17 protein-coding genes are annotated in these 9,136 nt (G+C 56.8%); all 17 read right to left on the bottom strand.

The window, feature by feature from the left end; all coding sequences use genetic code 11:
• Positions 1 to 203: 203 nt before the first annotated feature.
• On the bottom strand, positions 204 to 1,037 hold the full coding sequence (locus B4967_RS03540; protein WP_083023641.1) for a DUF6694 family lipoprotein: 834 nt from the start codon (positions 1,035 to 1,037) through the stop codon (positions 204 to 206).
• Positions 1,038 to 1,061: 24 nt separating this feature from the next.
• Positions 1,062 to 1,355, bottom strand: coding sequence for a hypothetical protein (locus B4967_RS03535; protein ID WP_083023640.1), 294 nt, complete (start codon positions 1,353 to 1,355; stop codon positions 1,062 to 1,064).
• A gap of 110 nt (positions 1,356 to 1,465) precedes the next feature.
• Positions 1,466 to 2,011, bottom strand: a complete 546-nt coding sequence (locus B4967_RS03530) for a hypothetical protein (RefSeq protein ID WP_083023638.1) — start codon at positions 2,009 to 2,011, stop codon at positions 1,466 to 1,468.
• Positions 2,011 to 2,544, bottom strand: a complete 534-nt coding sequence (locus B4967_RS03525; protein WP_161491468.1) for an ImmA/IrrE family metallo-endopeptidase — start codon at positions 2,542 to 2,544, stop codon at positions 2,011 to 2,013. Before B4967_RS03525 ends, B4967_RS03530 begins: the two co-directional genes overlap by 1 nt.
• Positions 2,545 to 2,874: 330 nt before the next feature.
• The gene (locus tag B4967_RS03520; protein ID WP_083023626.1) at positions 2,875 to 3,057 is read right to left on the bottom strand and encodes a hypothetical protein; all 183 of its coding nucleotides are present in this window, start codon (positions 3,055 to 3,057) and stop codon (positions 2,875 to 2,877) included.
• A gap of 140 nt (positions 3,058 to 3,197) precedes the next feature.
• Positions 3,198 to 3,596 carry a DUF1799 domain-containing protein gene (locus tag B4967_RS03515; protein WP_192859190.1) on the bottom strand — a complete coding sequence of 133 codons (399 nt, stop codon included), beginning with the start codon at positions 3,594 to 3,596 and terminating at the stop codon, positions 3,198 to 3,200.
• A gap of 110 nt (positions 3,597 to 3,706) precedes the next feature.
• On the bottom strand, positions 3,707 to 4,048 hold the full coding sequence (locus B4967_RS03510) for a hypothetical protein (RefSeq protein WP_083023615.1): 342 nt from the start codon (positions 4,046 to 4,048) through the stop codon (positions 3,707 to 3,709).
• A 79-nt stretch (positions 4,049 to 4,127) separates the two neighbouring features.
• A complete protein-coding gene (locus tag B4967_RS18000) occupies positions 4,128 to 4,301 on the bottom strand; it encodes a hypothetical protein (RefSeq protein ID WP_161491467.1) in 174 nt (57 codons plus the stop codon).
• Positions 4,256 to 5,083 carry a phage tail tube protein gene (locus B4967_RS03505; protein ID WP_083023613.1) on the bottom strand — a complete coding sequence of 276 codons (828 nt, stop codon included), beginning with the start codon at positions 5,081 to 5,083 and terminating at the stop codon, positions 4,256 to 4,258. Before B4967_RS03505 ends, B4967_RS18000 begins: the two co-directional genes overlap by 46 nt.
• A complete protein-coding gene (locus B4967_RS03500; protein ID WP_083023611.1) occupies positions 5,076 to 5,267 on the bottom strand; it encodes a hypothetical protein in 192 nt (63 codons plus the stop codon). The genes B4967_RS03505 and B4967_RS03500 overlap by 8 nt, the downstream gene beginning before the upstream one ends.
• Before the next feature lie 60 nt (positions 5,268 to 5,327).
• Positions 5,328 to 6,056, bottom strand: coding sequence for a phage tail terminator protein (locus B4967_RS03495; protein ID WP_083023609.1), 729 nt, complete (start codon positions 6,054 to 6,056; stop codon positions 5,328 to 5,330).
• Positions 6,053 to 6,505, bottom strand: a complete 453-nt coding sequence (locus tag B4967_RS03490; protein WP_083023607.1) for an HK97-gp10 family putative phage morphogenesis protein — start codon at positions 6,503 to 6,505, stop codon at positions 6,053 to 6,055. The genes B4967_RS03495 and B4967_RS03490 overlap by 4 nt, the downstream gene beginning before the upstream one ends.
• Positions 6,492 to 6,827 (bottom strand): phage head closure protein, encoded by a 336-nt coding sequence (locus tag B4967_RS03485; RefSeq protein WP_083023605.1) that lies wholly within the window; start codon positions 6,825 to 6,827, stop codon positions 6,492 to 6,494. Before B4967_RS03485 ends, B4967_RS03490 begins: the two co-directional genes overlap by 14 nt.
• A gap of 3 nt (positions 6,828 to 6,830) precedes the next feature.
• Complete coding sequence (locus tag B4967_RS03480; protein WP_083023604.1) at positions 6,831 to 7,388, bottom strand: head-tail connector protein; 558 nt, start codon at positions 7,386 to 7,388, stop codon at positions 6,831 to 6,833.
• A gap of 67 nt (positions 7,389 to 7,455) precedes the next feature.
• On the bottom strand, positions 7,456 to 7,683 hold the full coding sequence (locus B4967_RS03475) for a hypothetical protein (protein WP_083023603.1): 228 nt from the start codon (positions 7,681 to 7,683) through the stop codon (positions 7,456 to 7,458).
• A 77-nt stretch (positions 7,684 to 7,760) separates the two neighbouring features.
• Complete coding sequence (locus B4967_RS20065; RefSeq protein ID WP_279384646.1) at positions 7,761 to 8,342, bottom strand: phage major capsid protein; 582 nt, start codon at positions 8,340 to 8,342, stop codon at positions 7,761 to 7,763.
• Positions 8,343 to 8,358: 16 nt separating this feature from the next.
• The gene (locus B4967_RS20060) at positions 8,359 to 9,057 is read right to left on the bottom strand and encodes a phage major capsid protein (protein ID WP_279384645.1); all 699 of its coding nucleotides are present in this window, start codon (positions 9,055 to 9,057) and stop codon (positions 8,359 to 8,361) included.
• Positions 9,058 to 9,136 lie beyond the last annotated feature (79 nt).

Below are 9,136 nucleotides of genomic sequence, written 5' to 3'. Positions count from 1 at the left end.
AATATCGGCAGTTATTCAGACCTTCCCTTAGCGTAACTAGCTAAGTTTGGCTAGGAAATTTGCAATATTCGCTTCTAGGAATTTAGCATGACACTTAAGGGCGCTCTCGGTGACTTTTGCCATTTTCTCTAAGTTTGCTTGCTCTTCATGTGGAGCAACGGGCACAAAAAACCCGCTGAAGCGGGTTTTTGAATTGAAAACGTTTAGGGTTTTTCCCAAAGAGTATTCCCAGAGGGATCGTCTAGCCGAAGCACTTCAATACTCAGCACCGCATCATCGGATATCGATGGATTACCCCATGGTCCCGAGCTATCCGGTGCCAGGCTCCACTCCAACGTTTCGCCGGTTTCAATGCCGCCTGAAATTGTGTAATAGAAGGTCTCATCGACCCACGGGACGGAGCGCCCAGGGCTTTGTAAAACACCTCGGAAGTGCGCTCGTGCTACCGGTTCACCCGTCTTGTTAGTCACACGCAACTCTATCACCGGTTCTGCGCTCAACGAGTCATCTTCTATTAGCTTGTAGTTAGCACTTTCTACGACAAAACGGTCCAGCATTTCTTGCGCAATGGGTATTTCAAGCTCGTCTGCTTCCTTCTCCTTTTTGGGTAGCTCTCCTGCGAGCTCGAGCACCTCTTGGCCGCTAAGGCCGTGTAAACTACGACGAGCTTCGGTAGCCATGGCTTCCAGCTCATCATCACTAAGCTCACTGATCTCAACAATCGTCAGCCCCTGCTGGGATCGGCGCATCAACAGAGCTTCCACTGCTTCATCAAAGCGCTCGACCTCGGTTTCATCTAACGAGGCACGGATTTCTTCAAGTGATCTATCGAAATAGCGCGGGTTTGACCCATCAATGGTGGGATCTGCATGAGCAATGCCCGACATGGCTAACGCTATCGCTACTGCTAATACCCGTTTCATAAACGCACCATCCAGTTGGTTGATATACCAACATAAGCTAAACGACAACACTTGAAAATATCTCTCAACCACTACAAATTCCCCGTTGGGCGCCCCCAGCAGGGAATGAACCATGACGGAAACGCTTCGATGTGGGTGTTAAGGCGACAGTGTGACCGGCATGCTGCTTGAATGGCTCAGCATCCGTTGCAAATTGTGCCGTAACGACTCGAACTCGCCGATGTGATGCCGCATGGCCAGTACCTCCGCCTCACAGCACTCGACATTCACGCCTTCTTGTTTGAGCTGGGCAAGCATATGGAGTTTGGGTGACGGCGAACTTTCGCCAAACAAATGCCGCGCTTTTACCCACCGACGATTGGGGTAAATCGTGGGCTCTTCATTTTCCCAATCTTGCCGCAGTTGGTGATTAATCGAGGGCCATTGCTCCATGGGGTAATGGATGGTGCTGGGGGTGGGCGCCTCTCAAGGAGGCGGTTGACCTGTTTGGGGTCACAGGGGTTAGCCGAGCGCCTACAAAAACCCCCGCCGGGGCGGGGATGTCATTTTGGGCCTGAACCGAAGTACCGAAATATTCGATCCAGCGCCATCAGTATAATGTTGTCGTCATACTGATCGTCTTGGTCTGCCTCTCTCGCAGAGGAGCCTGCTATAAAATGCTTGGTAAAACGCGCCAGCGCGACAAAGAAAAGCAGGGTGAACAGCGATAGCGATAACACTGGCAGTGCTGGCAACATCATGGCCGTTACGCTTAGCCCTTTTGCACCTTGCTTAGCCAGAACAGGGCCAATATTTGTATACACCTCAAATAAAGAGGCTACCGAGCATAGCAAGAAAACCAAAGTAACCAGGCAAGCAGTGCCGCTGATACCGATGAACCACAACCCTAACCTATGCGTGGCTTTGCGGCGTTTCAAAAAATCGGTTACATCGCTGCCCTGCGGCGCTTTGCCTCCACCTTCGCCTGATTCAGGGTCATTTTCCTCAGGTTCCGCATGAGTTTTATTGCCTCCAACGTTATCGCCCTCACCTGTCCATTTACGATTAAAGCGGACGCTTACCCCTTCTGGCTTCTTCCCTTCCGACATCAAATTATCCTAAGGGCTTTCAAGCGGGTTTTCATCGCGCTGGGCGAAACGCGAAACTTCATTGCCAGCGCATTCAAATCGGTGATTCGCTTCGAGAAGTCGCGAACAAGGTCTTCTGGCATTAGCAGCTCGGCTGCAAAGGTATTGGCCGCAATCTCGTCGAGATCACCTTTCGCGTTGAAGTTGCTATCACGCTTGGGCTTGTTGCCATCAATAACATGGCCCAGCACCACGTGGCCAAACTCATGCGCCTGGGTAAATCGCTGACGGTCCGGCCGCTCATGGATATTGTAAACACACCAAAACGGCTGGCCTGCGTCTTGATCACGGAATTCCGCGAAGCCGCTATCACCGTTCAGGTCTTCATCGCTCCACCCTTTCATCAAGACTCGGTGTTCAGATTCTTGGCCGTTGCGATGAAGCACAATGGTCGTTTGGACAGAAATACGCTCGGGGCATACAGGCAGCCGACCGTCCCACGCTCCTTCCAGCGTGATACGCGCTTGCTCAATGGCGTTTGACTTTACGTGCATAGCACACCCCTCTTGCATTCATTCATGACTCAAAAATGAGCGCTCGCCAGCTTAAATGCAAGTTTTACCAATGGCAACACAAATACGTATGTGCTCTGTGCAGTCGTTTCCACAGTTATAGTAGCGTTTTCACTAGGCACGCTGCCGATAACATCAAAGCAGCCAATCCTATAAACAGATTACCCAGCGCTACCACTAACGCTGCGCGATCGGCCCCTGACCGAGACATTCGACCGTTGATAGTCATTTTCGTGCGCTTTGCCATGTGTATCCCCATTCAACAGGCTGATGGGGAATAAAGAGGGGTCTACCTGATCCAATTTGCGTTTTTTATTCGATAAATACGCGCAGCAAAAATCCGACGGCAGCTATTAGTGTTGCTGTTCCGAACATCACGCCCGTATACATCGCGGCCTTTGCCAGCATGATACCTGCTTTATCACCCCCTCCCGGTGACATATCCCCTCCTCCCCGCAGCCGCGCATTACCGCCACTACGCCTATAATTATCCATGCATCTTCTCCATGCTGCCTCATGGGGAGTAGATACCCCCTGCCGAGTTGCACCTCGGCAGGGGGTTGCTTTTGGCTCTATCTTAGCCGGGCAGTTACCGCCACACCACTTGCTGGCCTGTAAGCCAATAACAAGTGCAATCAAGCCACAAACGCCCCTTCCTGATAGCAGCTAGGCAGATGCTGCACGTTCATTAGCTCCATGACGTTGATGCGGTGTTGGCTTTCCAGTTGATAGCCAAGTTCGGCGCGGGCTTCGATGATCTGCGCCACATGGTGCTTTTCTTCGGCCTCCTGCTCGGCAAGGCGGTGCTGTTCATTGAGAGCATCCAGCGCGCCCGCTTCGATGTGTTGGATTTGCCCCAATAGCGCGTCTTGCTCGTCATAGCTCAGTCGTGCAAATTTCGGGTGGCCATAGAGGGCGGTGTAATCAATGCCCTGGTGGTGGGCGCCGCCCATGCCTGCGACCACGCGCCATTGGGTGCGCATCGCTAAAAACAGCTCTAGCGCTGGCCAGTGCTCTTCCCAGACCTCAAACACGTCAGGCTCTTTAGGGCGGGTGGTGTGCTCAATCCCCCAGGCTTTGGCGTCTTCCTCGGTTTGGTCTTTAACTTTTGACCTGACGCCTACCCAATACTGGCCAGCGCCGGTTAGTTTTTTGCAGCGGCCTGGTTGCGCCCTTCTTGGGCTGCGAACCAGCTTAGGATAAGCGGTCGGCGAATGTAGGTTTCCTGCATGAGCTGCTCTACCAGGGCTTTATCGAATTTCAGGTCTTTGCCATCTTCGTCCTTGATGCCGCTGAGCCCTTTCAGGTCTTCCAGCAGGTCTTCATCTTTAAACGCTGACTTTTTAGACGCTTCCACCACCTCGCGGTATTTGTCCCACTTGTGCAGGGTCCACTCAGCTTGAATGGTGACGGTATTTTCTTCGCCTGGTACTTTCACAGGTACATCAACGATCGTGGTGGGGATCTTCTTGAGAACTAATGACATGGTGTGGTCCTTTTAATTTCGCAAACAAGCACGCCGCCCAGTGGCGGCGCGGTGCGGTTAGCGGTTGCGGGGGGGTCGTTTAGCGGAAGATCAACTGAAAATCGCCGTCATCGTTGCCGTTGGGCAGTAGGCGCATATCCATCTGGTAGTGCGTAATGCCATCGGAGTCGCTTTCTTGCGGGGCAGATAGCTGCGCACGCGGGAACATCATTTCAACGATATTGCCCTCTTCGGTGCCGTGGATAAACGACATGGCGATAGCTCAATTTTCTCGTGCGACTCGATCTTCGGGAAAATGTTGTATTCATCGATGCGCGGCGCTTCGATGTTGATCTGGCCACTTGCCCGGCGATCCGTCACATGGATGCCTTCATAATTCACTAGGTGGCGATGCACGACGGTGTTGCCAATATCAAACGAACACGACTGCATGCGCGCCAAGAAGCCATCCATAGTAAACGAGCTGATCATCTTGTTGACCGGTACTTCCTTGGCTTGCGGCGCCAGCGTGCCAGCCGTGGCCGGGGCAGTGGTAGGCCGCTGATACAAGCCCATCACATCAAATTGGATGTAGGGGTAGGCCTTGGCATCGCTTGAGCGGGTCCATGTGCCACGCACACCGGGCATGACTTGCAGCTCACCATCTGCCCACCAGAGCAGCGAGACCGATTCCATGCTTTCGGATACCGGGTCATACACCACTTTTTCGTCGCCAACCGTTTCGTCGATGGTTTCGCTCATCGCACAGCAACGCAGAAGCAAGCCAAACGAGGGTGGTACGCCTTTAGTGCCAGAGCCCGAATACGGCACGCGGATCTGGCGAGAGGTACGCGGCGCGGTATTGGCCTGCTCAAAGGCACCAAAGCCTTGGCGGACGCGCTCTCGCTCTACGGTATCGCCTTCGTAGAAGCCGGCTGCTTCACGCGTGACCACTTCAATCAGTGTGGCCTCAGAGAGATCGGTTGGCGTTACGCCATACTCGGCTTCAGCAACAACCGCGACGATCAGGCGGCGCCATAATTTACCTTCACTCATTGCCGGTTACCTCTTGCTTGGCCGCTGCCTTAGCGGGCATGGGTGCTGCCGTTTCGGTTTTCGCCGGGGCGGTGGCGGGTGTTGGCTCGGGCGCTTTCGCGTACTCAGTGGGCGTGGGCTTGGTGCTGTGCACCAGCACACGCTTGCCGCCACGGATCTCGTAGCGGCCTCCTGCATTGGGCATGGGGTTTCCTCCAGGCGTAAAAAAACCCGCACGCGGCGGGGTTATTGGGTGGTAGTTGCGTTAGCTACGAATTACACGGTCGTAGCGGTAAAGCTCACGCCAGTAGACGTGGCTGCCTAATACAGCCACACGCTGCCCGCCTGCATATTCCAGCGGGGCGACGGCATCGGCCGGGTTCTCTAAGCCTAGCAGTGCCGCTTCAATGGCGCGGCGCTGGGCGTCGACCTCGGCTTGCTCGGCAACCAGCACCACGGCGATATGCTCGGTCACGGTTTGACGAACCTGCATGGTGCCTAGGCCGTTGGGCGTGGCATCGGCCTGCACGGGGTGCACGAACGCGGCGGGCAACGCCGGGGTAGCCATCGCCAAGCTGGTGGCTTGCAGCTCGAAGTGGGCGCGGTATTGGTTCTGGTCGAACTCGTAGTCGGTGGCCGCGTCGGTAATCTCCCACGCCTCGCTGCCGCTTTGTGCCGCAACGCGCTCGATGAGCTGCGTGCTCATGGTGCGTAGCGGGTCGAATGTGGGTGAGCGCAGGCTTAGCACATAGGTATCCACACGCCCCAGGCGGTAACCGTCGACTTCGTTGCTGCTCTGCCCTGCCAGGCTGTAGACGCCGTTGGTGGCCGAGGCATCCGCTGGCAGGTTGAGCGGCCATAAGTGGCTGTTCACTACCGGGTCCACCAGTGTGACCAGCCCGGGCACGGTATCAGCGCGGCTGGGGTCGGCCTCGCTGCTGGGGGCGGCGGTGATGCCTGCGCCAGCAAGTGCTGTGATGATACGTTCAATCATACGATGGCCCCTTTGCTACGCTGGCGGTCGAGGTATTTGGCAAGCCCTTCGTAGAACCGCCCGGGCACGCCGCTTTGGTGCTGCTGCATGGCTGGCCATAGGAAGGGGTTGGCGTCCATGCGCTCGGTGCCGTGTTCTTGCCATAGGCCTTTGCGGCCCTGCCAGCGGCCATTAATACGGCGGTTAGTGCCTACCAGAATACCGACCTCGCCTGCTTTGAATCCCAAGCGGCTGCGCTGGCGTTTGTTGATGTTACGGTGGCCAATGGCCCGCGCCATGTCGCCGCTGTCTGCCGGGGCGAGGCTTTTAGCGGTGCGCTTGACGGGGGCGACTACCGACACCCAACCCGCCCGGATGGCGCGCTCTTTGATGTTGTCTTCCAGCGCTTTTAGCTCACGCTGCATGTCTTGCAGGTGAACGCCTCTTACCTGCCAATCAAACGAGCTCATGGCACATCAACTCCAGTTCACGGCGGCGCCCGCCTAGGTCAATCGGCCTTCCTTCCAGCTGGTAGGTCGTCTCACCGTGGCGCAGGCGTAGGGTTTTGCCGCTCGCGGCGGCGATGTCTGCCCGGTACCGCATGCGGATGCGGGCGGTGGTTTCGGCGTTGGCCTCTTGGGCGGCGAAGAGCGTTCGGCCACGCAGCTGTTCGACCTCTGCCCATACCTTGCCACCTACTTGCCAGCCTTCCGGCGTTGCGCCTGAATCGGTGCGTTCGCCCTTCTGCCACCATTCAAGGGTGACCTGCTCGCGCTTTTTTCCAATCTGCATGTCTCACCCCACGGCGTGGATGCGGTAAGCGTCCAACAGCATGGGAACGCCCATGGGTACTTCTTGTAGCCCGCCTTGCGCCACACTTTCCCGGTTCTCGTACCAGTGGCCCACCAGGAGCAACAGCGCTACCTCCACATCGGGTGGCGTTTGGGCATACCCCGCCGTGGCGGTAAGGGTGATGCACTCGGGCTCATCGGTGGCGCGTGGCCACTGCGTGCCCCACTGAGGCGCTAGCGTGGGGTAGATGGGTCGTGTGTCGAGCCGTAGCGTTTCGGCATCGAGCGATTGCTCGTTGCCGTCGGGGTCGATGTAGTCCAGCGATTCGATGGCATCTACCGGCGTCCATGGGAGTTCTATCTTGCCGCTGCCGACCGGAAAAGCATCGAGCACCAGCGTTTGAGTACGGCTGAGCAGCGTCGCTTGTGTGTAATGCTCAGCATGACGGTAGGCGGCATCAATGAGGCCTTGAATGATCGCGTCTTCATCGGTGTAGGCCTCGGCGTCTTCTGCGGTAATCGCTAGCCGTAGATGCAATTTGGCGCGGGTGAGCGTGAGCATTCAGGGTCTCTCTGGGGTGAGAACAACACTGCCGCCCGTAGGCGGCACCGATTAAAGCAGTGAGCGGTTAAACCTTGTCCGCGCCTTCGGTGCCTTTCGCAGGCTTCTCAGCGCCAGCGGCTTTCGCTGCTGCGGCTTCTTTGGCCTTGTGGGAAGGGATGGCAATTTTGCGCTCCTCGAGCTGCTTGGCTTTGTCCGCCGGGAAGCCGGCGCGGTCGCCACGGGAGTAGCGGCTGAAAGGCTTGAGAAACACCATAGTGGTCAGCTTTTCAGCCGGTTGCTTTGCGGTGGCCATGAGTGGCTCCTATGCGTATAGGGTGATAGCAAACGCCCGCACGGTGGCGGGCGCTTTGGTTGAACGGCGTGCTTGGCTTACCAGGGCACTTGCGTGCCCAGCACCAGGCCTTCAGGGTGGCGGAAGGCAATGTCGTGCTCTTTCACTACGCGCAACAGGGATTGGTTACGGCTGAACGCTGACACCAGCTGGCCACTGCCGTCCTTGTAGGTGGCTTCACGGCTGAAATCGATGGTCATGGTGTCACTATCACCGATGATCACATCATTGAAATCACCGAAGTAGATCTCTGATTCGTTGTTGTTCCCCGCCGCAGAGGTATCCAGGTTCACCGGGATAGTGGTGGTATGACGGATGGGATATCCCTTCAGCTGGCCTTGTGCCATTTCGGGATAGACCTTGTTGCCGTTGCCATCACGAAGGCCGAACAGCTTCATGTAGCTACGCGGTGATAGCCCCCAGCCTGGCTCAATCAACAAGCTGTCGCTTTCCATGAGCGCCAGCACCAGGCTATCGAGGAACGCATCAATGGTCTGCAAATCGGCAGTGCCGGACCATGGAACCACGCGCCCTTCTTCCACACAGACGGCGCGCCAGCCAGTTGGCGTATCATTGGTGCCGTCGTCACGCAGGAAGCCTTTGTCTTCACGCACGGCCATGCTGGCCAGCATGTCATTAAGGAAGAGCTGCTCTACCTGAAAACCCAGCCCGCCCGATCAACTGGTTACTCATAGGCACCAGCGTGATCATAGTTTTGGCGTTCAGCTTCACATCGTCGGTGTTGGCTTCGGTCGCCAGCACATCTGCCCCTTCGCCCACGTAGCCGGACGTGGCGCCAGACGACATTCGCGGAATGCTTAGGTTGCCGTTAGGGAGCGGCATGGAGCGGGCACCCAGCGCGCGCACGATCGTTTGCGGACGTAGCAGTTCGATTACTTCGTTAGGCAGGTTTTCCGGCACCAGAGAACCGCCAGAGTTAGCGCTGGTGTCGATGGCTATGGCGACTTCCGCATCGCCAATTTCACCACTGGCGAACTTGGACGCCAGTTGCATATCGCCCTTGCCCGCGGCTACCGCCATGGCCATACGTGCCACCTTGGCACCGGTGTACTGTTTTAGCTCTGGCTTGGTGTGCACGGCCGGGGCTTGGCCACCACCAAACGAGGGTACCGGCGTGGCGGCGGCGGCGTTCATGCGTTCGACGCTTTCCGCCCGCGCCAGCTTGGCGGAGATCTGATCGAATTCAGCGGCAAGCTTTTCAAACTCGACCATTTGCTCTTCGTTCAGCTCGCCCTCTGCCATCTCGATAGCGGCCAAGGCCTGCACGGCGGCGTTGATCTCGGCGCGTTTGCGGCGGAGTTCTTCAATGCCCATGGGGTGTTTCCTCATCGTTGATTCACAAAAAAGGCGGCCCTTTGGCCGCCGCAGACTGCTGACGAACCCACCTGTTTTG

The organism is Vreelandella lionensis (genome assembly GCF_002087295.1).
In the GTDB taxonomy this organism is placed as follows: Bacteria; Pseudomonadota; Gammaproteobacteria; order Pseudomonadales; family Halomonadaceae; genus Vreelandella; species Vreelandella lionensis.
The sequence above is the reverse complement of the archived record's forward strand: the minus strand, read 5'-3'. Positions and strand labels throughout refer to the sequence as shown.